General features: G+C 61.8%; 24 protein-coding genes. 10 read left to right on the top strand and 14 right to left on the bottom strand.

What is annotated here, in order from left to right:
* The 4 genes from VJ698_RS11805 to VJ698_RS11790 form a co-directional block, all read right to left on the bottom strand.
* Positions 1–882 (bottom strand): branched-chain amino acid ABC transporter permease (locus VJ698_RS11805; protein ID WP_324102953.1); only part of this gene is annotated, 882 nt, incomplete at its 3' end.
* A 184-nt stretch (positions 883–1,066) separates the two neighbouring features.
* The gene (locus VJ698_RS11800; protein ID WP_324102958.1) at positions 1,067–1,963 is read right to left on the bottom strand and encodes a branched-chain amino acid ABC transporter permease; all 897 of its coding nucleotides are present in this window, start codon (positions 1,961–1,963) and stop codon (positions 1,067–1,069) included.
* A gap of 327 nt (positions 1,964–2,290) precedes the next feature.
* Positions 2,291–3,079, bottom strand: coding sequence for an ABC transporter ATP-binding protein (locus VJ698_RS11795; protein ID WP_324102952.1), 789 nt, complete (start codon positions 3,077–3,079; stop codon positions 2,291–2,293).
* A 4-nt stretch (positions 3,080–3,083) separates the two neighbouring features.
* On the bottom strand, positions 3,084–5,042 hold the full coding sequence (locus VJ698_RS11790; protein ID WP_414691149.1) for an AMP-dependent synthetase/ligase: 1,959 nt from the start codon (positions 5,040–5,042) through the stop codon (positions 3,084–3,086).
* Positions 5,043–5,257: 215 nt separating this feature from the next.
* On the opposite strand from VJ698_RS11790, the gene VJ698_RS11785 reads away from it, so the two are divergent.
* The gene (locus tag VJ698_RS11785) at positions 5,258–5,947 is read left to right on the top strand and encodes a Crp/Fnr family transcriptional regulator (protein WP_324102951.1); all 690 of its coding nucleotides are present in this window, start codon (positions 5,258–5,260) and stop codon (positions 5,945–5,947) included.
* 50 nt (positions 5,948–5,997) lie between these two features.
* Positions 5,998–6,741 carry an MgtC/SapB family protein gene (locus VJ698_RS11780; RefSeq protein WP_324102956.1) on the top strand — a complete coding sequence of 248 codons (744 nt, stop codon included), beginning with the start codon at positions 5,998–6,000 and terminating at the stop codon, positions 6,739–6,741.
* A 289-nt stretch (positions 6,742–7,030) separates the two neighbouring features.
* On the opposite strand, the gene VJ698_RS11775 is transcribed toward VJ698_RS11780, so the two are convergent.
* Positions 7,031–7,633, bottom strand: coding sequence for a type 1 glutamine amidotransferase domain-containing protein (locus VJ698_RS11775; RefSeq protein WP_324102950.1), 603 nt, complete (start codon positions 7,631–7,633; stop codon positions 7,031–7,033).
* 276 nt (positions 7,634–7,909) lie between these two features.
* Here VJ698_RS11775 and lon point away from each other — a divergent pair, with 276 nt between their 5' ends.
* A complete protein-coding gene (lon, locus tag VJ698_RS11770) occupies positions 7,910–10,261 on the top strand; it encodes an endopeptidase La (RefSeq protein WP_324102955.1) in 2,352 nt (783 codons plus the stop codon).
* Positions 10,258–10,602: a hypothetical protein gene (locus VJ698_RS11765; protein WP_324102949.1), complete on the top strand. Its 345-nt coding sequence runs from the start codon at positions 10,258–10,260 to the stop codon at positions 10,600–10,602. Before lon ends, VJ698_RS11765 begins: the two co-directional genes overlap by 4 nt.
* Before the next feature lie 150 nt (positions 10,603–10,752).
* Here VJ698_RS11765 and VJ698_RS11760 read toward each other — a convergent pair whose 3' ends face one another.
* From VJ698_RS11760 to VJ698_RS11730, 7 genes are all read right to left on the bottom strand, one after another.
* Entirely contained in the window at positions 10,753–11,400 is a 648-nt protein-coding gene (locus tag VJ698_RS11760; protein WP_324102948.1) for a hypothetical protein, read from the bottom strand.
* Positions 11,401–11,436: 36 nt separating this feature from the next.
* Entirely contained in the window at positions 11,437–11,679 is a 243-nt protein-coding gene (locus VJ698_RS11755; protein WP_324102947.1) for a hypothetical protein, read from the bottom strand.
* Between the two features lie 118 nt (positions 11,680–11,797).
* A complete protein-coding gene (locus VJ698_RS11750; RefSeq protein ID WP_324102946.1) occupies positions 11,798–12,307 on the bottom strand; it encodes an OmpA family protein in 510 nt (169 codons plus the stop codon).
* A gap of 300 nt (positions 12,308–12,607) precedes the next feature.
* Positions 12,608–13,711, bottom strand: coding sequence for a DUF748 domain-containing protein (locus tag VJ698_RS11745; RefSeq protein ID WP_324102945.1), 1,104 nt, complete (start codon positions 13,709–13,711; stop codon positions 12,608–12,610).
* A 32-nt stretch (positions 13,712–13,743) separates the two neighbouring features.
* Complete coding sequence (locus VJ698_RS11740; RefSeq protein WP_324102944.1) at positions 13,744–15,024, bottom strand: amidohydrolase family protein; 1,281 nt, start codon at positions 15,022–15,024, stop codon at positions 13,744–13,746.
* A gap of 24 nt (positions 15,025–15,048) precedes the next feature.
* Positions 15,049–15,930, bottom strand: coding sequence for an ion transporter (locus VJ698_RS11735; RefSeq protein ID WP_324102943.1), 882 nt, complete (start codon positions 15,928–15,930; stop codon positions 15,049–15,051).
* Between the two features lie 65 nt (positions 15,931–15,995).
* Entirely contained in the window at positions 15,996–16,325 is a 330-nt protein-coding gene (locus VJ698_RS11730) for a cupin domain-containing protein (RefSeq protein WP_324102942.1), read from the bottom strand.
* A gap of 235 nt (positions 16,326–16,560) precedes the next feature.
* On the opposite strand from VJ698_RS11730, the gene VJ698_RS11725 reads away from it, so the two are divergent.
* On the top strand, positions 16,561–17,685 hold the full coding sequence (locus VJ698_RS11725; protein ID WP_324102954.1) for a branched-chain amino acid ABC transporter substrate-binding protein: 1,125 nt from the start codon (positions 16,561–16,563) through the stop codon (positions 17,683–17,685).
* Positions 17,686–17,761: 76 nt separating this feature from the next.
* Here VJ698_RS11725 and VJ698_RS11720 read toward each other — a convergent pair whose 3' ends face one another.
* Complete coding sequence (locus tag VJ698_RS11720) at positions 17,762–18,895, bottom strand: hypothetical protein (RefSeq protein ID WP_324102941.1); 1,134 nt, start codon at positions 18,893–18,895, stop codon at positions 17,762–17,764.
* A 193-nt stretch (positions 18,896–19,088) separates the two neighbouring features.
* Positions 19,089–20,579, bottom strand: coding sequence for a sensor domain-containing diguanylate cyclase (locus VJ698_RS11715; RefSeq protein WP_324102940.1), 1,491 nt, complete (start codon positions 20,577–20,579; stop codon positions 19,089–19,091).
* Positions 20,580–20,832: 253 nt separating this feature from the next.
* Between VJ698_RS11715 and VJ698_RS11710 the strand changes: the two genes are divergently transcribed.
* The 5 genes from VJ698_RS11710 (at position 20,833) to speG (ending at position 25,040) form a co-directional block, all read left to right on the top strand.
* The gene (locus tag VJ698_RS11710) at positions 20,833–22,017 is read left to right on the top strand and encodes a sensor histidine kinase (protein WP_324102939.1); all 1,185 of its coding nucleotides are present in this window, start codon (positions 20,833–20,835) and stop codon (positions 22,015–22,017) included.
* Between the two features lie 85 nt (positions 22,018–22,102).
* Positions 22,103–23,254: a DNA topoisomerase IB gene (locus tag VJ698_RS11705; RefSeq protein ID WP_324102938.1), complete on the top strand. Its 1,152-nt coding sequence runs from the start codon at positions 22,103–22,105 to the stop codon at positions 23,252–23,254.
* 76 nt (positions 23,255–23,330) lie between these two features.
* Entirely contained in the window at positions 23,331–23,633 is a 303-nt protein-coding gene (locus VJ698_RS11700) for an antibiotic biosynthesis monooxygenase family protein (RefSeq protein WP_324102937.1), read from the top strand.
* A gap of 129 nt (positions 23,634–23,762) precedes the next feature.
* Positions 23,763–24,341, top strand: coding sequence for a hypothetical protein (locus VJ698_RS11695; RefSeq protein ID WP_324102936.1), 579 nt, complete (start codon positions 23,763–23,765; stop codon positions 24,339–24,341).
* 156 nt (positions 24,342–24,497) lie between these two features.
* Positions 24,498–25,040, top strand: a complete 543-nt coding sequence (speG, locus tag VJ698_RS11690; RefSeq protein WP_324102935.1) for a spermidine N1-acetyltransferase — start codon at positions 24,498–24,500, stop codon at positions 25,038–25,040.
* The last annotated feature ends 59 nt before the right edge of the window (positions 25,041–25,099 follow it).

The following is a 25,099-nucleotide window of genomic DNA, read 5'->3' as shown; positions in this document are numbered from 1 at the left end:
GGGCAGCAGCACGATGAAGGCCGAACCGAAGAAGGCGCCGATGATGGAGCCGACGCCGCCGATGATGATCATGAACAGGATGCGGAAGGACAGGTCCAGGCTGTAGGCTTCCGGCTCCACCGTGCCGAGGTAGGCGAACGCGTACAGCGCGCCGGCCACGCCGCAGTAGAAGGAGCTGACCGCGAACGCCAGCAGCTTGGTGCGCATCAGGCGGAAGCCGATCACTTCGGCGGCGACGTCCATGTCGCGCACCGCCATCCAGGAGCGGCCGACGTTGGTGCGCACCATGTTCTTCACCATCACCGCCATCACGCACACGATGGCCAGCGTCAGCAGGTACTTGCTGGCCGGGCTATCGAAGTGGTAGCCGAAGATGACGATCGGCTGCGCAGTGATCACGCCCGAGGAGCTGTTGTTGGTGAACCAGGAGATCTTGGTCAGGCACCACACCACGAAAAACTGCGTCGCCAGCGTCGCAGCGGCCAGATAGAAGCCGCGGATGCGCAGCGAGGGCAGGCCGAAGGCAACGCCGACCAGTGCCGCGCACAGTCCGCCGAGGATGAAGGCGAGCAGCACCGGAATGCCGGGGATGCGCAGGATGAAGTTATACGAGGCGAAGGCGCCCACCGCCATGAAGGCCGCGGTGCCGAGCGAGAGCTGCCCCGCATAGCCGGTGAGGATGTTCAGGCCCAGCGCGGCGAGCGAAAAAATCAGGAAAGGAATCAGGATCGCCGAGAACACATAGGGCGATGCCAGGAAAGGAACGGCAAGGAAGGCAACCGCCAGCAACAGAGCGATGCCGACGCGGTCCTGCCGGATCGGGAAGATCTGGTTGTCAGCCTGGTAGGTGACTTTGAATTGTCCTGCTTCGCGGTAGAACATGTTGTATTCCTGATTCGGTAAATGCCGTTGATTCATTAACCTGCCGATTCCCTCCCCCTTGCAGGGGGAGGGCCAGGGTGGGGGTAGTGCGACCGGGCAATCGCTTGTGACGGCGCGAACGCATCACCCCCATCCCAACCTTCCCCCTAAGAGGGGGAAGGGGCCTGCATGTAAAACCTTTTCGCTAAATCCTTCGAATGATCTTCTCGCCGAACAGCCCCTCCGGCCGTACCAGCAGGAACAGCAGCGCCAGCACATACGGGAACCATCCCTCGATACCGCCGCCCACCATCGGGCCGATATACACTTCGGCCAGCTTTTCCGAGGCGCCGATGATCAGGCCGCCGAGGATCGCGCCCGGCACCGAGGTGAAGCCGCCCAGGATCAGCACCGGCAGCGCTTTCAGCGCAACGAAGGTCAGCGCGAACTGCACGCCATTGCGCGCACCCCACAGCAGGCCCGCCACCAGCGCCACAAAACCTGCGACCGCCCACACGATGCCCCAGATCTGCTGCAGAGGAATGCCCACGGCCAGCGCGGCCTGGTGGTCGTCCGCGACGGCACGCAGCGCGCGGCCGATCTTGGTTTTGGAGAAGAACAGGGCGAGTCCGGTCACCAGCGCGGCGCAGATGCCAGCGGTGATCACATCGAACTGCGACACAGAAATGTTGAAGTTGTCGAGCAGGTACTGGATCGGCACGTCTTCGATGCCGATCTGCAGCTCGCGCACCTGCGATCCCCACAGCAGCTGCGCCAGGCCTTCGACGAAGAAGGTCAGGCCGATGGTCGCCATGAACAGCGTGATCTCGTGCTGGTTCACCAGCGGCCGCAGCACGATGCGTTCGGTGGCCAGACCGAGGATCACCATCGCGACCATCGTCAGCGGGATCGCAATCCAGAGCGACACGCCGAGCCCATCGGCGATGCCGACGCAGGTCAGCGCGGCGAAGAACACCATTGCGCCCTGCGCAAAGTTGAACACGCCGGAAGCCTTGTAGATCAGCACGAAGCCGAGCGCGACCAGTGCATACATCACGCCGGCCAGCAGGCCGCCGATCAGAACTTCGAAGAAGAAACTCACATCCATGTCTTGTCCCTGTTTAACGTCCTTTGTCCCTTCCCCCTTGCAGGGGGAAGGTTAGGATGGAGGTAGCGAGGTCGAATCATCACAGTCGGAAATTCGACCTTTACACCCCATCCCGGCCTTCCCTCTACGAGGGGGAAGGAGCCTTACAGTGCGCTCCCCAAGCTGAAGTACAAGCATCAGCCGGTTTTTGGGTAAACCTCAGCCCTTATAAGGGAGGGCAAGGGTGGGGGGAGAGTGGTTGATACATCGGTGCAAGCGGCACAACCGCTCTACCCCCATCCCATTCTTCTCCCTGCAAGGAAGAAGAAGCCCATCCATGAATCAGTGCGCTACGCCCAGATAAGCGTTGATCACATCCTGGTTGCCGCGCACTTCGTCCGGCGTGCCATCGCCGATCTTCTTGCCGTAATCGAGCACCACGACGCGATCGGAAATGTCCATCACCACGCCCATGTCGTGCTCGATCAGCACGATGGTGGTGCCGAACTGGTCGTTCACGTCGAGGATGAAGCGGCACATGTCCTGCTTCTCTTCCACGTTCATGCCGGCCATCGGTTCGTCGAGCAGCAGGATCTCCGGCTCCGCCGCCAGCGCGCGCCCGAGCTCGACGCGCTTCTGCAAGCCATATGGCAGGCGGCTGACGGGTGTCTTGCGGATGTGCTGGATCTCGAGGAAGTCGATGATCTCTTCCACCTTCTTGCGGTGTTCGATCTCTTCCTTCTGCGCCGGGCCCCAGTAGAGCGCCTGCAGCAGGAAGTTGGTCTGCATCTTCAGGTTGCGGCCGGTCATGATGTTGTCGAGCACAGACATGCCCTTGAACAGCGCGATGTTCTGGAAGGTGCGCGCGATGCCGCTTTTCGCCGCCTTGTAGGTGTTCATGTCCTTGCGGTGCTTGCCGCGATACACGATCTCGCCCTGCTGCGGGTGGTACACGCCGTTGATCACGTTGAGCATCGAGCTCTTGCCGGCGCCGTTCGGGCCGATGATGGCGCGGATCTCGTGTTCGCGCACATCGAAGGAAATGTCGGTCAGCGCCTTCACGCCGCCGAAGGAAAGCGAAATGTTCTGCAGGTCCAGGATCACGTCGCCGATTTGTCGATTTGCACTCATGTTCTCAGGCGGCCTTCTTCAGTTCATCAAACGTCTTCACATCGACGATGCGCAGGTCGGCGGCGACCATGCCCTGGCGGCCGTCCTCGAACTTCACCTGCGTTTCGATGTACTGCGAGGTCTTGCCTGCATAGAGCGCATCGATCAGCACCTTGTACTTCTCGGCGATGAAGCGGCGGCGCACTTTGCGCGTGCGGGTCAGCTCGTCGTCGTCCGGATCGAGCTCCTTGTGCAGCACGAGGAAGCGATGGATCTGCGTGCCGGACATCATCGACTCGGTCGACAGATCGGCATTGACCTTCTCGACGCATTCGGCGATCAGTTCGTAGGTTTCGCGCTTGCCGGCCAGATCGGTGTAACCGGAATAGGGGATGCCGCGCCGCTCGGCCCAGTTGCCGACCGCTTCCATGTCGATGTTGATGAAGGCGCACACCATGTCGCGCTGATTGCCGAAGGCGACCGCCTCCTTGATGAAGGGGAAGAACTTCAACTTGTTCTCGATGTAGTTCGGCGCGAACATTTCGCCGCTGTTCATCTTGCCCACGTCGGCGGCGCGGTCGATGATCTTCAGGTGGCCTTCTTCGTCGAAGATGCCGGCGTCGCCGGTGTGGAAGTAACCGTCGCTGTCGATTACTTCCGCCGTCGCATCGGGGCGCTTGTAGTATTCCTTGAGCATCGCGGCGGACTTCACCAGCACTTCACCGTTCTCGGCCAGCTTCACCTCCACGCCCGGTGCAGGTGTGCCGACGCTGTCGAACTTGATGTGGCCGTCCGGTTGCAGGCACACATAGGCGCAGGTTTCGGTGGAGCCGTACAGCTGCTTCAGGTTGACGCCGATGGAACGGTAGAAGCGGAACAGGTCGGGGCCGATGGCCGCGCCCGCGGTGTAGGCCACGCGCACGCGCGACAGGCCGAGCACGTTCTTCAGCGGGCCGTACACGAAGGCGTTGCCGAGCGCGTAGCGGATGCGGTCCATGAAACCGACCGGCTTGCCGTCGAGGATGTCGGCACCGACGCGGCGGGCAACGTTCATGTAGTGATGGAACATCTTGCGCTTGATCGCGCTCGCATCTTCCATGCGGATCATCACCGTCGTCAGCATGTTCTCGAACACGCGCGGCGGCGCGAAGTAATAGGTCGGGCCGATCTCGCGCATGTCGGTCATTACCGTGTCGCCCGATTCCGGGCAGTTCACGGTGAAGCCCGCGAGCAGCGCCTGCGCGAAGGAGAACAGGTGGTCACCCACCCACGCCATTGGCAGGTACGAAAGAATGTCGTCGTCCGCCGTGAGCCTGTCGAAGCCGACGCCGCCTTCCGCCGCGGCCATGAAGGAGTCATGCGTCTGGCACACGCCCTTGGGCTTGCCGGTGGTGCCGGAGGTGTACAGCATCACGGCGGTGTCGTCGCCGCGGCCCGCATTGACCTCTTTCATGAAGAAGTCGGGATGCGTCTTGTCGAATTCGCGGCCGAGTTCCTGCACCTTGTCGAAGGACGCAAGTTCCTTCTGATGGTAGTGGCGCATGCCGCGCGGATCGTCGTAAATGATGTGCGAGATGCGATCGAGGCCTTGCTTGATCTCGAACAGCTTGTCGACCTGTTCCTGGTCCTCGACCACCGCGAAATCGATCTCTGCATCGTTCAGCACATAGGCCATGTCGGCGGCCGGCGCATCCTGATAGAGCGGCACCGCGACGCCGCCAAGGCATTGCGCGGCGGCCATCGACCAGTACAGGCGTGGACGATTGTCTCCGACGATCGCCAGGCTCATGCCGCGCCTGAAACCCATCGCCGCCAGGCCGCAGGCGAGGGCGCGCACTTCCTCTGCCACCTGGGCCCAGTTCCAGGTCTGCCAGATGCCAAGATCCTTTTCACGGAAGGCCGGCTTCTCCGGCCTGGCTTGCGCGTGCTGCAGAAGCATGCGGGGGAACGTGCGTTCGCCCGACTTGATTGTGTCTGCCATCATCCCACTCTCTTTTAACAGGTCTAACCGTCGTGAGGGATCGGAGCGCCTGCGTGGGCGAAGCCGTACATTGCCGCAGGTATATCCGTGGCAAGCGTCTCGGCTTACAATGTCTCCGTAATTTTTGTAGTCAGGATACTAGACAGTTCAAATTTTGTGCGCTGTCATTTGACTGACAATCATTCGTTATTTTGAATTTATCGGTGGTGCGCCGCACAATGAACTCAGAGAAAGTTTCCCTCAAGGACCTGCTGCATCAAACCATCTGGGCGAAAGACCTGACGCCGGCGCAACTGGAACGTGTGGAAGCCGATACGGTCGAGCAGTTCGTTCCGAAGGGAGGCTTCGTCTGCCGCAAGGGCGAGATGGTGGATGCCTGGTTCGGCATCATCGACGGCCTCGCCAAGATCAATACGCTGTCGCCCGAAGGGAAGTCCGTTACCTTCACCGGCATCGCCACCGGCAGCTGGTTCGGCGAAGGCACGCTGCTCAAGCAAGAGGTGCGCAAGTATGACGTGGTCGCGCTGCGTGACAGCCGCATCGCACGCATGCCGGCCAAGACCTTCATGTGGCTGCTCGATAACAGCCTGCCGTTCACGCACTTCCTGCTGCGCCAGCTCAACGAGCGCCTCGGGCAGTTCATCGGCATGGTCGAATTCGACCGCCTGCTGGATGTCGACACCCGCGTCGCGCGCTGCCTCGCCGCGCTCTTCAACAATCACCTCTATCCCGGCACCGACATGTTCCTGCAAGTTTCGCAGGAAGAGATCGGCTACCTGTCCGGCGCCTCGCGCCAGCGCGCCAACCAGGCGTTGCAGGTGCTGGAGAAGGAAGGGCTGCTGAAGGTCGATTACGGCGGCATCCGCATCCTCGACCTGGAAGGCCTGCGGCGCTTCCAGGCATCCTGATTCACTCCCGATCGAACAGCGGAACCCTGATGGAAAAGCTTACTGCGGACCTGCCCACCCTCGACTCACTGGCGGCATTCTGGTCCGGACCGGTGCTGGCCACCAACCTGATCGTTTTCCTGAGCCTGTTCGGCGCGCTGCTGCTCGGCCTGCTGGTCGGCTACGAGCGCTCCTACCGCGGGCGCGCCGCCGGCATGCGCACCTACGGACTGGTATGCATGGCCTCGGCAGCGCTAACGGTGATCGCCGGCTATCCCGGCGACTGGTATGGCGGGCAGGTGATGGTCGGACTCGGCGCGGACCCGACGCGCATCATCCAGGGCATCGTCACCGGCGTCGGTTTCCTCGGTGCCGGCGTCATCATGAAGGAAGGCTTCAACATCAGCGGCCTGACCACGGCGGCGTCCATCTGGGCGGCCTCGGTGATCGGCGTGCTGGTAGGCGTCGGCTTTTATCTGTCGGCGATGCTGCTGGCGATGCTGTCGGCCATCTGCATGATCTGGGTGCCGAAGGTGGCGAACTGGTTGCCCTCACGCGCCGCCATCGCCATCGAGATGCGCTTCCACGCAGGCTATGCACCGACCGAAGAGCAGTTGCGCGAGGCCGCAGTGAACCGTGGCTACGAGATCGCCAGCGGCTCGATCTCGATCGCCGTCAAAGAGGGCAAGACCGAATGGCATTTCGTCGCAGTCGCCTTCGACAAGAACAGCGGCGCACCGATCAGCGACCTCGCCCGCGAGATGTCCCAGTTCGAAGGACTCGACGCTTTCCATCTCTCGCACGCGCGCAACTGATTTGCTACCTCCGCGAAAGGCGGGGTCCACGAAAAACACGAAAGACACGAAAAGTAGAGCTTTTTGCCGAGATCTTATTTTCGTGTTTTTCGTGGACAGTTCAAGGCAGTCGCACGCGCACCTTTATGCGCCAAGTCCGCAAAAGACAGGGTCCACGGAAAACACTGAAAACACGGAAAAATTCTTGTGGCTTCCATATCCCTCGGAATTTCAGAGGAGGAACCAGCGGGTTTTTCCGTGCTTTCCGTGTTTTCCGTGGACAAAACGATCTTCCGTGGAAAGTCCAGAATCAGCCGCTAATTCCGATGCCGGCCTGGTCGCTGCGTGACCTGCGCGCGCTTTCGGTCATGCGCTGCGACAGGGTGTCGGTCATTTTCTGGTTGAAGGCGGGAATGTCGCTTGGCTTGCGGCTGGTCACTAGGTTGCCGTCGACCACGACTTCCTGATCGACCCATTTTCCGCCGGCATTGCGGATGTCGTCCTGCAAGGTCGGCCAGCTGGTCATGGTGCGGCCCTTGACCAGGCCTGCGGAGACCAGCAGCCAGCCGCCGTGGCAGATCGCGGCAATCATCTTGCCGTCCTCATCCATTTCCTGCACGAAGCGCTGCGCTTCGGGAATCATGCGGATCTGGTCACCGTTCATCACACCGCCCGGCAGCAGCACCGCGTCGAATGCCTTCGAGTCGGCTTCCTGGAAGGTGAGGTCGACATCGAACTGGTCGGCCTTGGTGTCATGGTGGAAGCCTTGCACCTTGCCATGCTTGCTGGAAATGACCTTGGTGATGGCGCCTTGCTGTTCCAGTGCCTGGCGCGGGTCGGTGAATTCGATCTGCTCGAAGCCGTCGGTGACCAGGATGGCGACATTGATGCCAGAGAGAGTTTGTTGATCCATGATGCGATTCCTTTCCTTGAAATGAGTTGCGTGCGCGGCAGTCCTGAGCAGGTGAGATTCGACTGAAGCGGCGCGGGATAAGTTCTGTCGTGGTTCCGGCGGAACAGTCGGCTTGTGCGCCGTGTCCAAGTGAAAATTCACCTGTCGCCGCAAAGGCGATTCACGGCGCCGGCAAGGGGCGCGAGGACGAGGGGCTGGATCATGAACACCGACCAGGATCAGGAACGCGGCCGCAGGCGGGACGACGAGGACACCGACGCGCTCGATGCGTTCAGGATGACGGCCGGGGACGCGCCGGACCTGCCGGCCGACGCCATCGTCATCATTCCGCTGCGCTCGCTCGTGCTGTTCCCTGGAATGATTGCGCCGATCAACCTCGGGCGCGAGCGTTCGATCGCGGCGGCGCGCGAGGCGGTGCGGCTCAGCCTGCCGGTCGGGCTGGTGCTGCAGCATGACGCGGAAGAAGAGACGCCCACGCCGGAGCAGCTGTACCGCACCGGCACCATGGCCAGCGTGCTGCGCTTCATCTCCGGGCAGGACGGCGCGAATTACCTGGTATGCCAGGGCGAGCAGCGCTTCCGCGTGATCGAGTTCCTCGAGGGCTATCCCTTCCATGCCGCGCGCATCCAGCAGCTGAAGGATCCGGAGGAGCAGTCCGCCGACATCCAGGCGCGCATGATCCAGGTCAAGGAGCGCGCTGCGGAAATCATCGATCTTCTGCCGCAGGCACCGTCGGAACTGACGGGTGCTGCCGAAAATATCGAATCCGCCTCCGCGCTGGCAGACTTCGTCGCCGGGTTGATGGACTTGCCGCTGCAGCAAAAGCAGGACCTGCTCGAAACGCGCGATCTGCAGCAGCGCCTCGATAAGGTGCTGCGCTTGCTGGTGCGGCGCATCGAGGTATTGCGCCTGTCGCACGAGATCCATGAGCAGACGCGCGAGCGCATCGACGACCGCCAGCGCGAATACCTGCTGCGGGAACAGCTGAAGACCATCCAGGATGAACTGGGCGAGCCGGAAGGCATCGCCGGCGAACTGCAGGAACTGGGCGAAGCCATCGCGCGCGCTTGCATGCCGGAGGACGTCGAGGGCCATGCGCGCAAGGAATTGCAGCGGCTGCAACGCATGCCGGAAGCCTCTGCGGAATACGGCATGCTCTCGACCTGGCTCGAATGGATGAGCGAACTGCCGTGGGCGACGCAGAGCGAAGACCGCATCGACATCGCCGAGGCGCGCCGCATCCTCGACGAAGACCATTTCGGCCTGCAAAAGGTGAAGCGCCGCATCCTTGAACATCTCGCGGTGCGCAAGCTCAATCCGCACGGCAAGAGCCCGATCCTGTGCTTCGTCGGGCCGCCCGGCGTCGGCAAGACCTCGCTCGGCCAGAGCATCGCGCGCGCCACGGGACGCAGCTTCGCGCGCGTGAGCCTTGGCGGCGTGTATGACGAAGCCGAGATCCGCGGGCATCGCCGCACCTACGTGGGCGCGATGCCGGGCAATATCATCCAGGCGATCCGCAAGGCCGCCAGCCGCAATTGCGTGCTGATGCTGGACGAAATCGACAAGCTCGGCGCCGGCGTGCATGGCGATCCTGCCTCCGCGCTGCTGGAAGTGCTGGATCCGGAGCAGAACGCGAACTTCCGGGACCATTATCTCGGCCAGCCGTTTGACCTGTCGAAAGTGTTTTTCATCAGCACCGCGAATATGCTCGACTCCGTTCCCATCCCCTTGCTTGATCGCATGGAAGTGATCCGGCTGCCGGGTTACACCGAGGAAGAAAAAATGCAGATTGCACGCCGCTACCTGGTGCGGCGGCAACTCGAAGCGGCGGGGCTGGATGCGCAGCAATGCGTACTGCACGAAGAAACCTTGCATGCGCTGATCCGCGACTACACCCGTGAAGCTGGCGTGCGCAATCTTGAGCGCGAGATCGGCAATGTCATGCGCTATGTTGCCGTGCGTGTCGCGGAAGGCAGCGCACAGCAGATGCAGATCGGCCTGGCGGACCTGCCCGATATCCTCGGCCCACGCAAATTCGAGAGCGAGCTTGCCATGCGCACCAGCCTGCCCGGTGTCGCTACAGGGCTGGCGTGGACGCCGGTGGGCGGGGACATCCTGTTCATTGAGGCAAGCCGCACGCCGGGCAGCGGCAAACTGATTCTCACCGGACAGCTGGGCGACATCATGAAGGAGAGCGCGCAGGCCGCGCTGACGCTGGTCAAGGCGCGCTGCGATGAACTCCAGGTCGCAGCGGATGTCTTCGATAAAAACGACATCCATGTCCATGTGCCCGCAGGAGCAATGCCCAAGGACGGGCCGAGTGCCGGCGTGGCGATCTATGTCGCATTGGCATCGCTCGTGCGCGACAAGCCGGTGCGCAACGATTGCGCAATGACCGGCGAGATCAGCCTGCGCGGCCTGGTATTGCCGGTAGGCGGCGTCAAGGAAAAAGTGCTGGCCGCGCTGCAGGCCGGCATCAGGACGGTCATGCTGCCGGCGCGCAATCGCAAGGAGCTCGACGAAATCCCGGAAGAAGCGCGCAGGCAACTGCATTTCGTCTGGCTGGACACGGTGGACGAGGCCATGCGCGAAGCAATTGGAAACCTGATTATCGGAGACATCGCATGAGCAGAGAGCTTGAAAAGCTGCGGGGCACATTCTTCCCCGTCGAGCAGAGCCGCACGCCGGAGACGCGCGTGCCGGCACCGATGCCGCGCCCCAGCGGGTTTTTCACCTTCCGCTATTCCTCCACCGAGATCTATTCGGAAGGCGGCAAGCTCCATGTGAAGATGACGGAGACCCGCTACCAGGACGGCCGGCTGAAGTCGGAGGAATGCGAGGGCACGCTCGAGCGCGATGCCTATGAGCGCATGGTGAGTGAAGCGCAGGGCTATTTCCTGAACCAGATGACCAACTTCGTCCGGTTGTTCTATCTGCCGTTTTCACGCGGGCGGCGCCATGACGAGTGAAGCGCCGGCCTGAGCGCATCATTCGATGCGGCGCCGTGCGGTGAATGGCGCAGTGACAATTAAGGCGTAACGACAATTCGGACAATTCGCCATCGTGGCACGCTGCGAGGAGGAGTGCTGCGCGCGGCGGCCGCAAGGCTCTGCATTTTTTCAATCGGCATTTGTGAACCTGTCAACAGAGCGGGGTCTAAAAATGACCGCCGGATGCTTCATAAAACCGGCAATTCCAATTGAAGGAGAGAGCATGAAGAAGTTACCCATCATCGTATTTCTGTCGCTAGTCGGCATGGCCGGCACTGCGACGCAGGCAGTCGCGCAGAGCACGACAACCACCACCACCACGAACGATCCGAGCAAGCAGTCCCAGGAAGCGGCCAGCCCCGCCGCCTCGGGCTCCGGCACGTCCGGCTCCGCGAACACGGTCACGACTACAACGACCACGACCGAAGACAAGAGCGGCAGCACCTCTTCCGGCTCGTCCGGCACGGGCAGCAGCGCTTCGGGCACAAGTGACACGAGCGGCACTAGCGGTACGAGCAGCACGAGCGGCACGACCACTGCGCCGGGCAGCAGCAGCGACACGCCGAGCAGTGCCGGAACCAGTTCGGGCACGAGCACGACGCCGGGCAGCAGCGACACCTCGGGCAGCTCCGGAACGGGGTCGTCCACATCCGGAAGCGGTACCGGCACAGGCAGCACCAGTACTGATACTTCGGGAAGTTCAGGGACTAGCGGCACCTCCGGGACAGGCAGCACCTCGGGCACCGACACGTCGGGAAGTTCCGGGATGAGCGGCACGGGAAGCTCCGGCCTGAAAACGCCGCCTCCGCCGGATTACGGTAGCAGCAAGTCGTCCGGCAGCACAGGCTCCGGCATGACGGGATCGGGTTCGTCGAGTACCGATACCTCTGGCGGAACGCCGCCGGGCAGCACGTCAGGTAGCACGTCCGGTGGAAGCTCGGGCACGGACAGTTCGACGTCGGGATCGTCGGGCAGCTCGGGAACGTCGTCGGAGTCCGGCAGCTCCGGCTCGGCCGTCTCGCCATCCAGCCCGGGAACCACTAGTGGGACGACCACCAATCCCTCGAAGGAAAACATGCGTCGCGACGAGAGCACGACGACAAAGTAATCTGAAACGATGCGAAGGGGCTGCCGCCGGTCGGCGCAGCCCCGTTTTCATGTGGTGAATCCGGCGTCAGTGGGTAGCCGCCTTGCCGGCATGCGTCGTCTCGCTGACGATATCGATCCTCACCAGATTCTTGGCCTGGTCGGTGATGTACTTCAGGCGGATCGCGTTCGCGGCGACGCCGTTCTTGACCAGTTCCTTCTTGACTGCGCCCGCCCGAGCCAGCGCGATCGATTTCGCGTCGCCGACCTTGCGCTTGTCACAGTAACCCCTCACCACGATTTTTTTCGATGGCTTCGCCGCCGCGGCAACCCGCGCGAGCAGCACCTGCGCGTCGCTGTTCAGCGCGATCCCCTTCGTGTCGAATTCGATGATCGCCGGATTGCCGATCTCGGCCGCAGCGGTGTTCGCGGCGCTGTTCGCCGCTGCGCGTGCGTCGGCCGGCTTGGCAGTCGTTTGCGCCTGCGTCTCCTGCTTGCCTTGCGCCAGTCCGTCACCGTTGCCGGTTTCGTTCTGCGCACATCCGGCGAGCACAATAAAGGACGCCGCCAACATGGCAGCCGTCAATTTCGAAAGCATGCATTTCCCCTTGAAGTTACCCGCCCAACAACGCGGGCGATTGTATCAAATCAAGAGTGCCATCAGAGAACGTTGCGACGCGCCGGCTTTTGTCCACGGAAAACACGGAAAGCACGGAAAAATCTTTTTTGACCGATGCGGTCCTTGAATCTCAAGGATGAATGTAAAAGCTTTTTCCCGTGCTTTCCGTGTTTTCCGTGGGCCCCGCTTTCCCCTCACGTAACACGTCAGCTACGCCTGCTGCGCCTCAGGACGGCGCGCAAAAAGAAAAAATAATCCGCAGTTATTCCGTGTTCCCCTTCACTTCCTGAACAGTTTTTTCACCACGCCACCGATGCCTTCGGCGGCGCTGCCGACGCCGCGTGTCAAGCCTTCGATGCTGATGCCCAGGGTTTCTGCCACGGCGGTGCCGATGCGGCGCGCGAAGCTGTCGTTCAGCGAGAATTGCGGGTCGTTCAGGTTGCCGTCCAGGGTGAAGTTGATCGTGATCTGGCCGTTGCGGTTCTTCAGCGCGGCGACGACCGCCTGGCGAGGCACGCCCATGAAGGTGCCGAACGTGCCCTGGCCGGGCAGCAGCTCCAGACCGGTCAGTGTTACCGTGCCCGGCGCATGCAGGCGATTGTTGCGCACGGTCGATTTCAGCTTCATGTCCAGCGTGCCGCGTCGCACGCCGGTTTCCGATGCCTTGATCAGGTACGGCTGCAGCGCGACCAGGTCCACGCCCTGCAGCTTGGTGGTGATGTCCGAATTTCGGTCGGCCACTTCGGCCCAGCCGTCGATCATCAGCCTGCCATCGCGGTGCACGCCCTTGACATTGCCATCGAGCTGGACGCGAGTGCGGCCGGACAGGTTCGGCAGCTGCAGGTCGTCGACGCGCGCATGCACCTGGTCGATGCGCGTCTTGTGCGCCGGCTGGCGCACCGTGGCGTCGAAGAACTCCAGCACACCATCCCGTAGCTCGATGCTGACGATCGACACCGGCAGCGCGGCCGATGCCTTCTCGCCGCCTGCGTTCGCAGGCGCTTCCATCAGGCCCGGCAGCAGGCGCAGCTTGCCGTCACGCGCGCGCAGCACGGAGATATATGCCTTTTCCACCATGATGTTCGGCACATGCACGCGCGCCGACATCAGGCCAAGCAGGTCGGGCTTGATCACGATGCGCTCGGCGCGCAGCGCGTCCTCGGCCGGCCAGCCTTTCGGCGCGCGGACGCGCATGCCGCGCACTTCGATCGCCGACCAGCCGACCACGATGTCCGCCACCTCGCTGTCCGGGCCGAGCGCCTGCTCGACCTGCGTCTTCAGTGCCTGCGTTGCAAAATGCAGGCCGATCGAGGCGGCTGCGCCCAGTGCCAGGGCGACCAGCAGCACGATGGCCAGCAGGCGTTTCAATGTCTCGGTTTTCATTTCTTGTTTTTTGTCCCCTGGTTTTCCCCTGCTTATCCTGCCGGCCTGTGCCTGAAATCGACGGTGCCCGGACGTCCCGGCACGTCCAGTGTCGCCTGTGCGGCGGGCGACCGGCTCACGATCCGCCCGCGCCGGATCACATAACGGCGCGCCGCGCGCAGCCGGATTGCTTCGATCGGATTGCCGGCATCGAGGATCACCATGTCCGCATGGCACCCGGGCTTCAGGCCATAGCTTTCCAGGCCGAGGATGCGCGCAGGCGTTTCGGTCACGGCCGTGAAGCAGGCATGCATCGCGTCCTGCCCGGTCATCTGCGCCACATGCAAGCCCATGTGCGCCACTTCCAGCATGTCGCCGGAGCCGAGGCTGTACCACGGATCCATCACGCAGTCGTGGCCGAATGCGACGTCGATGCCGGCAGCCAGCAGCTCCGGCACGCGTGTCATGCCGCGTCGCTTCGGATAGCTGTCATGCCGCCCCTGCAGCGTGATGTTGATGAGCGGATTGGCGATCGCGGCGACACCGGCCTCATGCATCAGCGGCAGCAGCTTGCTGACGTAATAGTTATCCATCGAATGCATCGAGGTCAGGTGCGAACCGGCCACCCTTCCGTGCAGGCCGAGCCGCTGCGTGTGATACGCGAGCGTCTCGATGTGTCGCGACAGCGGATCGTCCGTTTCGTCGCAATGCATGTCCACGCGCAGGCCCTGTTCGGCGGCGAATTCGCACAGCAGGCGCACCGATTCCGCGCCTTCAGTCATGGTGCGCTCGAAATGCGGAATGCCGCCGACCACGTCCACGCCCATGCCGATCGCGCGCTTCAGGTTGGCGAAGGCGTTCGGGTTGCGCAACAGGCCGTCCTGCGGAAACGCCACCAGCTGCAGGTTCAGCCAGGGCGCGACCTGTTTCTTCACTTGCAGCAGCGCTTCCACCGCCAGCAGGCGGTCATCGCACACGTCCACGTGCGTGCGGATCGCCAGCAGCCCGTGCGCGATGGCCCAGTCGCAATAGTGCAGGGCGCGCTCGACCAGTGCTTCTTGCGTCAGCATCGGCTTGAGCTCGCCCCACAGGGCAATGCCTTCCAGCAGCGTGCCGGAGCGGTTGACACGCGGCAGGCCGTGGCTGAGCGTGGCATCCATGTGAAAATGCGCATCGACGAAGGGGGGCGTGACGAGGTCGCCGCCCGCATCGATTTCCTGCGCGGCTTGTGCCGGTAGCGCCGGGCCGACGGCGGCGATGCGTCCGTTTGCAATGGCAATGTCGATGCCGCGCGCACCATCGGGCAGTGTGGCGTTGCGTATAAGCAGATCCATCAATGCTGTCCTTGTCGTATCGGTTCACGCATGCTGGTAGGGCGGAAGGCGCTCGCCGCAATCCTTGCAATATTTCGCGTCCGCCTCATGCCCCTCGCTCAGGCAATGCGGGCAGGTGCGCGTGGTGACCGGGCGCGTCAGGCGCTGCGTGGTGATCTCGGCGGTGACGATGCCGGTCGGCACCGCCAGTACGCCCCAGCCGAGCAGCATCATCAGCGAAGCAATCATCTCGCCGATGTCGGTGTGCGGCGTGATGTCGCCGTAGCCGACGGTGGTCATGGTCACGATCGCCCAGTACATCGCCTTGGGAATGCTGGTGAAGCCGTTTTCCGGCCCTTCGATGACATACATGATCGTGGCCATGACCAGCACCACCATCATCACGATCGACAGGAACACCATGATCTTGCGCCGGCTCGCACGCACCGCATTGGTCAGCACCTGGTATTCCTGCACGTACATGCTCAGCTTCAGGATCCGGAAAATGCGCAGCAGGCGCAGGATGCGCACGTCGAGCAGCAGGTGCACTTCCGGAACGAAGAACGCGAGGTAGGTCGGCAGCACCGACAGCAGATCGACGATGCCGAAGAAGCTCGTGGCGTAGCGCAGCGGATAGCGCACGCAGGCGAGCCGGAGCAGGTATTCGACCGTAAACAGGGCGGTGAAGATCCATTCGAGCGCATCGATCAGCGCCGCATGGCCGCGATTGATGGCCTGCACGCTGTCGAACATGACCACCAGGATGCTGAACAGGATGGCGGCGATCAGCCCCAGGTCGAAGCGCCGGCCGGCGGGTGTATCGGCTTCGAAAATGACGGTGTAAAGACGCAGGCGCCAGCCGCTTTCCGGCCTGCCGAACTGCGCCTGCGGCGGGGTGACGGTCGTGGAAGAGACTGTCTGGGTCATGATGAGCGATTTATTGTTGGTAGAAGACCTTACTGCAAGATCCGGTACGGCGCAATCGGGCGCACTCAATAGAAGACCGCGAGCCAGACGGTCTCCGTCTCCTCCGCCGTCCACTCCACGCGGTGCTTCTCATGCGCGGGAATGTTGACGTAGTCGCCGGGGGCCAGCTCCAGCACGCGGTCGCCCTGTTCGAAACGCAATGCGGCGCGTCCCTGCAGGACCGTCACCCATTCATTTTCCGGCTGGTCATACCAGAATCCCGGCGGTGAACGGTGCCCCTTCGAGACGATGCGCTCGATGCGCGCGCCCTTGCCTGCCTTGCCTTCCGCCAGCACCTGGAAGAATTCTTCCGGCAGTTGTGCCGGCATCGCTGCGTACAGATTTCCCTTGTCCATGTTTGCCGCCTTGTCAGTTTGACTACCCCTGTCGCCAAACCAAATTAAATTTGATAATGCCGGATGGCGGGAAATAAATTGCTGAGAATCTTTCGATTCCGTGAAAAGAACGCAAGATAATTTTCCGCCACCTTCCCCATAATCCCCATCCGTGACCCATCCCGTTCACAGAGTCGGGCGTAGCGCGACACGATCGGCGCGTCCTGGAGAGATACTTCAACGAGGAACAACAATGATGAAACTGAACAAGATTATCGGCGGTCTTGCCATCCTTGGCCTGGTCGGCACTGCATCCGCGCAGGAAATCGTCGTCAAGATCGGCCACAGCGGCCCCTTGTCCGGCTCGCAAGCCTTTTCCGGCAAGGACAATGAAAACGGCGCGCGCCTCGCCGTCGAGGAGCTGAACGCCAAGCCGATCACCGTCGGCGGCAAGAAGGTCAAGTTCGAACTGGTGAGCGAGGATGACCAGGCCGATCCGAAGTCCGGCGTGAGCGTGGCGCAAAAGCTGGTCGACAGCGGCGTGAAGTACGTGGTCGGTCCGTACAACTCGGGCGTCACGATCCCGGCCTCGCGCGTCTACAGCGAAGGCGGCGTGGTGGTTGCCACCGTTGCTTCCAATCCGAAGGTCACGCAGCAAGGCTACAAGAACCTGTTCCGCGTCAACGCCAGCGATTCTCAGCTCGGCTCCAAGATGGCGCTGTATGCCGCCAAGGAACTCAAGCTGAAGACAGTTGCCGTGGTCGATGACCGCACCGCCTTCGGACAAGGCGTCGCCGAGGAATTCGAGAAGCAGGCCAAGGCATCCGGCATGAAGGTCGCCGGCCATGAATTCACCACCGACAAGGCATCCGACTTCACCTCCATCCTGACCAGCCTGAAGGCCAAGAAGGTCGACGCGATCTTCCTTGGCGGCTATGCACCGCAGGGCGGCCCGATGGCACGCCAGATGAAGCAGCTCGGCATCAATGCCAAGCTGCTCGGCGGCGACACCATCTGTGTGCCGGAAATGGGCAAGCTTGGTGGTGACGCGGTTGGCGAGAACGTGCTGTGCGCGCAAGGCGGCGCCATCCTCGACAAGGCCGCCAGCGGCCCGGCTTTCAAGGAAAAGTACAAGAAGCGCTTCAACCAAGACCCGGACGTCTACGCCGCTTCCTTCTATGACGGCGTAATGATGTATGCCGACGCGATGAAGAAGTCCAATTCGATCGAACCCGCCAAGGTCGGCGCCGAGATCTACAAGGGCACCTACAAGGGCGTCGCCGGCACCTACTCCTTCGACGACAAGGGCAACATGAAGCAGTCGCCGGTCACGGTGTTCAACTTCAAGAACGGTCAGCCGACGCCGTTGGTCAGCTACTAAGAAGATCGGAACGATCGGCATGAAAAAGGGAGCGGAAACGCTCCCTTTTTATTTCTTGCTTCTTTGTGGCGGACATTTATCGTTCTCCCTGAACCACTTCCAGAATATGGAACGATTGAGGGTCGCCGAGGGTTAACTCACTGGTTGTGCCGTCCTGAACCTGGAGGATCCAGTGCGTTCGCTCCTGGTTCCGCTGTTTGTCGCTTTCATACGCCACGATATCTCCAGCCGGCGAAACCGCAATCGAGGTAAGGAAGGTTTGCAAGTTCGTGAGCCGCCTGATGTTTCCGTGCTCCTGGACGAAGAGATCGTAGTTGTAGTTGCCTACTTTGATTCCATCCATTTCATTTGTTCTTGAAATGAAGAAGATCCTGCCATCGTCCGTGAGTAATGGTGAATGGGAGGTTTCCCCGTTGTAAAACAATGGGGTCAATGGAGATTTGTCGTCTCGCGTCCGGAGAAAAATCGTGTTTTCACGATGAATTTTTACGTAGTAATCATATTTGCCTTTGTCGCCAGGCGAAGGGAAATTGCATGACGGGTATTCGCCGGAAAAAATGAATCGCTCGCCGTCCGCAAGATAGAACGGGTTATCCACTGCGAAAAAGCAGAACTCGGTCAGCCGTGTCATCGCGCCTGTTTCTACATCTGTTTCGTAGAAATCCCATTGAGAGAAGCGCGTCCTTCCACTCTCTCGAACCCTGTTCGACTGTGCATAGATGATTTTCCGGCCGTCGCGCGAGAATGACGGCAATTGCTTGTAACCCTCGCCCCTGGTGATCGGACGGTACGTCATCCGATCCAGATCCAGGATGCCGATTTGCGATCGTGTGTATTGGTACGCGGCCTCCTTGATGACGACCGCAAGTTTCTTGCCGTCGCTGGAGCTGTGTGGCGCTGCCAGCACATCGTCGGAGCCTTTGGGAACCAGCATAAACACTTCAGACGTTTGCAGATCCTTCCAGCCGATTCGAAGATTCCGGCCAGGTTCGGCGAATTCCAGATAGGCTCGATCCGCAGTCGGTGAAAGTCCAGTGACCGCGAATTGCGCGTGTGGTTTGGGCGCCTGCTCGGTCAGGAACGGGATGGGAATCACTCCGAAGAACCACAGTGAGAAGGCCATCATGACCAGCTGGACGATGCCCAGCACAATGAGGATCCATTTCAGGACCGTCCAGATCGCTGCAAGTAGGGGGTGCCGCGCATTCATGATGTTCGACCGAGATGTACGAACCCAAGGTAGGGCGGCGATGGCAAAACTGCAATGGGGAAGTTCCGGAAATCAACCTGGATATTGTGGGGCATCAACAGCCATGGGACAGGTGGATGTGGCCGGGGAGGGGGCGGCTTGGCCAGAACATGTCACAGGCATCGACAACAGCCAACGACCGAACCGCCTTGATTCACGCCCTTGCCGCCTCGGCGCACGCACTATGGGCCGCGAGCGCCACCTGCAGTCGATTTCGTCCATTCGCCTTGGCCTTCGACAGCGCTTCATACAGCCGCGCGAAGAAAGCCCACCCCGCTTCCTGCATGCCGAACTGCGCGACACCAAGGCTGATAGTGATGCCGCGATGCGGCACCATGGCGGAGAAATCATGTGCGTCGATCGCTTCGCGCAGCTTTTCCGCCACCGTCGCGGCCTGCTCCAGCGCGCATTCCTTGAGCAGGACCATGAACTCTTCGCCACCCCAGCGGACGATCACGTCGCTCTCGCGCACGGTATTGCGCGCCACCATTGCTGCCATGCGCAGCACGTCGTCGCCGGCACCGTAACCGTGGCTGTCATTGATCTGCTTCAGGAAGTCGATGTCGAACAGGATGCAGGACATCGGCCGGCCGGTGCGTTCCGCGTCGAGCTTCGCATGGTGGAAGACGATGTCGAAGGCCTGCCGGTTGAGCAGCCCCGTCAGCGGGTCGCTGCCTGCCGTCCGCTCCAGTTGCGCGCGATGGCGTCGTGCGGCAAGCAGCAGGATGATCAATGCCACCAGCGTTGCGCCCAGGCCGATGGCGAGATTGAGCAGGAAGCGATGCCGTAACGGTTCGACGAGCGGCGCAAAGTCCTGCTCCACCAGCAGGTGCCAGCCTAGTTCCGGCACGAAGCGCGAGCTGACCAGCACGCGCGCGCCGTCACGCTGGTATTCGAACCAGGCCGGCTTGCTGTCCTTGTGCAGCAGCGCGTGCGCGAGCCCGCCGATGCCGGGCGCCTGCCGCAGCGCGCCGCGCCACTGCTTCAGGGCGCTTCCGGCCAGCACCAGCGAGCCTTGTCCATCGACGAAATAGATGCGGCTGTCGAAGCGGCGCTGGACATTCTCGATCAGTTCCCCCAGCCGGTCCGCCTTGAGGCCGACGCCGGCCACGCCGAGGAAAGCGCCGTCGCGCGCGAGCATGCGATGGTGGATGAACACCGTCAGCGCGCCGCCATTGGCGTGGTCGACGCTGATGTCGACGACGAAGGGCACGTGCGCTTCCTTCGCGCGAAAGAACCAGTTGTCCTGCGCGTCGTCTTCCTGGATCGCTTTGAGCGTGCCGTCGGCGTAATAGTATTTGCGACTGCGTTCTGACACCAGGAAGGTGGTGGCGGCGCCTTGCAGCTGCCGCACTTCGGACAGGTAATGCACGATCGGCGCGGCGTCGCCTTCGCCATTGAGCAGCCAGTCCTGCACGAAGCTGTCGTTGGCCATCATCGACGCGATCACGGCCGGTTTCTCCAGGTCGGACTGCAGCGCGGCCTGCACCTGGTCGCCGGCCAGCGGCAGCACCCGCTCGCCGATCTCCTGTTGCAGAGCATGGGTAGCGGACTGATAGCCGGCGATGGATGTCGTGAAAAATGCGCCCAGCAGCAGGAGGGTGGTCCAGACGACGGAACGATAGGTTTGCAGGAATGGCGGCATGGCAGTCTTCTGATGGCTCAGGCGGGCTGCGTTCCGGTCCCTGCCTGCTGTATGTCCTCCGGGACACGGCTGGAGCAAGTATGGAGCAACGTCGCGACGCGGCGCAATACGACTGTTGGCTGATTGCACAAGCCTGCTGCGGCCGCAGGGCGCCTGCCCATGGCGCGGGTTTACTTGTCTTTGCGTGCCAGATTGACAATGCCGGATTGGCAAGCTGCTACACTGGCACTGCCGCGGACGCAGCGGGAGACAAATGCCGGAAAATTGCCGGAACGACAGCCCGGAAACATGGGAGGAAAAAGTGTCCAACCTGATGGAACAGTGGTTTTCCAACCAAGGGATTCTGTCCCTTGGTCATCGTTATCTCTGGAAGCCCGAACTGCTTTGGGCTTATGCGGCCTCGGACGTGATCATCGGACTTGCCTGTTATTCCATTTCCACATCGCTCATCTATTTCGTATACCGCCGCGGAAACGTTCGCTTCCACCGGATGTATGTGATGTTCGCGCTGGTCATCTTTGCCGGCGGCACCTCCCACCTCAGCACGCTTACGACTGTCTGGACGCCGATCAACGGGCTGGACCTTGCCATCAAGGCACTCACTGCCATCGTGTCCGCCGCCACCGCGGTCATGTTGCTCCCGGTGGTGCCGAAGATGCTGTTGCAGCCCAGCGCCGCGCAATTGCGCAAGGTCATCGCGCAGCTCGAGCATGAAGTGGCGGAACGCAGGAACATGGAAGAGGCGTTGCGCCAGTCGCAGGAGACGCTGCGCGAGCTGGCGGCCTACCAGGAACGCATCCGGGAAGACGAGCGCAAGCGCATCGCCCGCGAGATCCACGATGAGCTGGGGCAAAACCTGCTGGTGCTGCGGCTTGATGTGTCCGCGCTGCACGCCCGCGCCGGCACCCGTCATCCGCTGCTCAGGGAACGGTCGGCGGCGGCGCTGGAGTATATCGACACCACGATGAAATCGATCCGCAACATCATGAACAACCTGCGACCGTCGGTGCTCGACCTCGGCCTGAGCGCCGCGATCGAATGGCAGGTGCGGCAGTTCGAGCAACGCAACGGCATTGCGTGCGAACTCGTGATGGACGAGGAGGGCCTGGTGCTGCAGGAGGCGCAGGCGACGGCCATCTTCCGCATCCTGCAGGAATCGCTCACCAACGTTGGCCGCCATGCGCAGGCAAACCGCGTGCGCATCGAGCTGGGCGTGGCGCATGGCCGGCTGACGCTGACCATCGAGGACAACGGCGTCGGCATGTATCCCGGCGACCGCCGCAAGCCGCGCAGCTTTGGGCTGGTCGGCATCCAGGAGCGGGTCAAGATGTTGAGCGGCGAGCTGAACATCGACAGCTGTGTCGGCAAGGGCACGGTGCTGCGCTTGTCGGTTCCGCTGCGCGACCCGGCGCAGCAGCCGGAACCATTCGATGCCTAGATCCGGTTTGCGTTTGGTCACGACCTGCCGCCTGCGAAGAAGTACATTCGACGAATGACTGTTTCCGACCAGACCTGACCAGAGCATGGCCAAGCCTACCGGCGCGTTGCCGGCCGCACACGATCCCCTCATTGCCAGCAAGGTGGCCGGCCTGCGCCATGTCGACGACAACCTGCCGGGCATCGCGCGCCGCGCGGCGAACGGCGGCTTCCGCTATACCGGACCGGATGGCGAGACCATTCGCGATGAGGCGACGCTGGCGCGCATCAAGGCGCTCGCGATCCCGCCCGCCTGGACGGACGTGTGGATCTGTCCGTGGGAGAACGGGCACATCCAGGCGACCGGGCGCGACGCGAAACGGCGCAAGCAGTATCGCTACCATGCGCGCTGGCGCAATGTGCGCGACGAGGCGAAATACGAGCGCATGCTCAGCTTCGGCAAGGCCTTGCCGGCGATCCGCAGACAGGTCGACGAGGACCTCAAGCGACCCGGCCTGCCGCGCGAAAAGGTGCTGGCGACTATCGTGCATCTGCTCGAAGCGACCATGATGCGGGTCGGCAATGAGGAATATGCCCGGCACAACAAATCCTTCGGCCTGACCACGCTGCGCGATCGCCACGTGCGCATCGACGGCAGCGAGGTCGAATTCCATTTCCGCGGCAAGAGCGGCGTACAGCATGCGATCAAGGTCGACGATCCGCGCCTCGCGCGCATCATCCGGCGCGTGCGCGATTTGCCCGGGCAGGAACTGTTCCAGTACGTGGATGACGAGGGCCAGGTGCACAGCGTCGGCTCGGCCGACGTCAACGACTACCTGCGCGCACTGACCGGCGAAGACTACAGCGCGAAGGATTTCCGCACCTGGGCCGGTACGCTGCTGGCCGCGCTCGCGCTGCAGGAATATGAAAAGGTCGATTCCGAGGCGCAGGCGCGCAAGAACGTGGTGCGCGCCATCGAGACGGTCGCGGAAAAGCTCGGCAACACGCCTTCCATCTGCCGCAAGTGCTATGTCCATCCGGCGATCATCGACTCTTATCTCGACGGCACCATGCTGCATGCGCTGCAGGAGCGGGCGCAGGAGGAACTGACGCATGATATGCACACCATGCGCCCGGAAGAGGCGGCGGTGCTTGCCTTGCTGCAGCTGCGGTTGAAGGAGGGCGAAACGGAAGCGCCGCGAAAGAAACATGCTGGAAAGCGCACCGGAAACCACGCGAAAGCGCGGCGGGCAAGGTGAAAAGTTTTCAGCCGGCAGCGGGTGGCGGAAGATGCAATAATCCAGTCGTGTCTTCACTACAACGAATGGAAAGCAAATGATCCTCGAACTCGCCGACATCCGCATCCAGCCCGGCAAGCAAGCCGAATTCGACGTCGCCATCCAGCGCGGAGTCGAGCAGGTGATCTCGAAAGCAAAAGGTTTTTGCGGTTATAAAATCAACAAGGGCATCGAATCACCGGAGCGCTATGCACTCATGATTTTCTGGGAGACGCTGGAAAACCACACTGTGGATTTCCGTGAGTCGCCGGCATTCCAGGAATGGCGCGCCATCGTCGGGCCCTATTTCGCGGCGCCGCCCATGGTCGAACATTTCACACTGCTGGCAAAGTCCAGTTGAGCAGGCGTTGCGATGGGTCCAGGATTCGTGTTGTCAGCAAGGCATGAAACCGGGTCACATTGCTGCGCAGGATGATATGATCCCGGATCAAGCCGTATCAACTGCCCATGCCAGTGAGGTAAAACAAGAATGTCATTCGATGCCGATGCCGTCACCCTGATGCTTGCCGTCTTGCTGGCAGCCGTCATCCTGGCAGTGCTGGGTTATCTCATTGCCAACAGGGTCAAGGCGCGCCGGCAGCAGCGGGACATCCTGGCCATCAGGGCGACCATCATCGATTATTTCCGCCGCACCGGCGTTGAGGTCGCCGCCGACTGCTATCGCAGCGGTGCGGGTTTTACCGCGGTAGTCGAGTCCGAGCCGATGAAGCGTTTCCGCCTGTCGCACATCATCGAAATGACAGTGCGCGAGCATGTGCGCAAGGCCTGCGACCTGGAACTCGACAAGATCTACTGGCGATTCCCGATCAAGGATGCCGTCCAGGCCGTTGCCGCATCGGAGAGCACTGCGCCCGCCAACGAGGCCGAAACCGTGGCCGATCCGGCGCCTGGCGAAGAAAAGAAGGCGGACGAGCTGTCCGATGACTACATCAACGAAGGGCTGGAACACTACCGCCACATCCCCAGGCCGGAAGTGACTGAACTGCCCTGGGAAACCTTCGAGCAGGTCGCGACGACCATCAGCAAGGACAAGAAGGAAGAGGAATAAGCGCCTGCGGATGCATGCCGCAGTCGCATCCGCGCCACGTCGTGCCGCGCTTCTCTGGACAAGTTTTCCTGCACGCAGCAGCATAGACAACAAGACCTGCTCTTGTGCGCCGCATCGCGATCGCCGCCGTCGCCTTATCGTCAATCGGGAACCCGCATGACTACCCTATCCCAACCCAACATCAAGCTCCGTCCGCTGGAGCGCAATGACCTGCACTTCGTCCACCAGATCAACAACAACAGCAACATCATGCGCTACTGGTTCGAAGAGCCGTACGAAGCCTATGTCGAGCTGGTGCAGCTGTATGACCGTCACATCCATGACCAGAGCGAGCGGCGTTTCATCATCGAGAACCACACGGAAGAACTGGTCGGGCTGGTGGAGCTGGTGGAGATCAACTACATCCATCGGCGCGCGGAATTCCAGATCATCATCGCGCCGTCATGGCAGGGCAAGGGCTATGCGGAACGGGCGACGCAGATGGCGGTGGAGTATGCGTTCTGCGTGCTGAACCTCTACAAGCTGTACCTGCTGGTCGACAAGGAAAACGTGAAGGCGATCCACATCTACGAGAAATGCGGCTTCGTCACCGAAGGCGAGCTGACCGGCGAATTCTTCGTCAACGGCATCTATCGCGACGCCTACCGCATGTGCATCTTCCAGAAGGATTACCTGGCGAACCGCGAAGCCCGGTCCTGAAACAGTTCTCTCCATCCGGCAAGACGTCGCCGTTCCCGGCGGCAGCTTGCGTCGCCGCC

Source organism: Noviherbaspirillum sp. (assembly GCF_035254685.1).
Taxonomy (GTDB): domain Bacteria; phylum Pseudomonadota; class Gammaproteobacteria; order Burkholderiales; family Burkholderiaceae_D; genus Noviherbaspirillum.
Note: the sequence above shows the minus strand (reverse complement) of the source record. Positions and strands in the feature narration are given on the sequence as shown.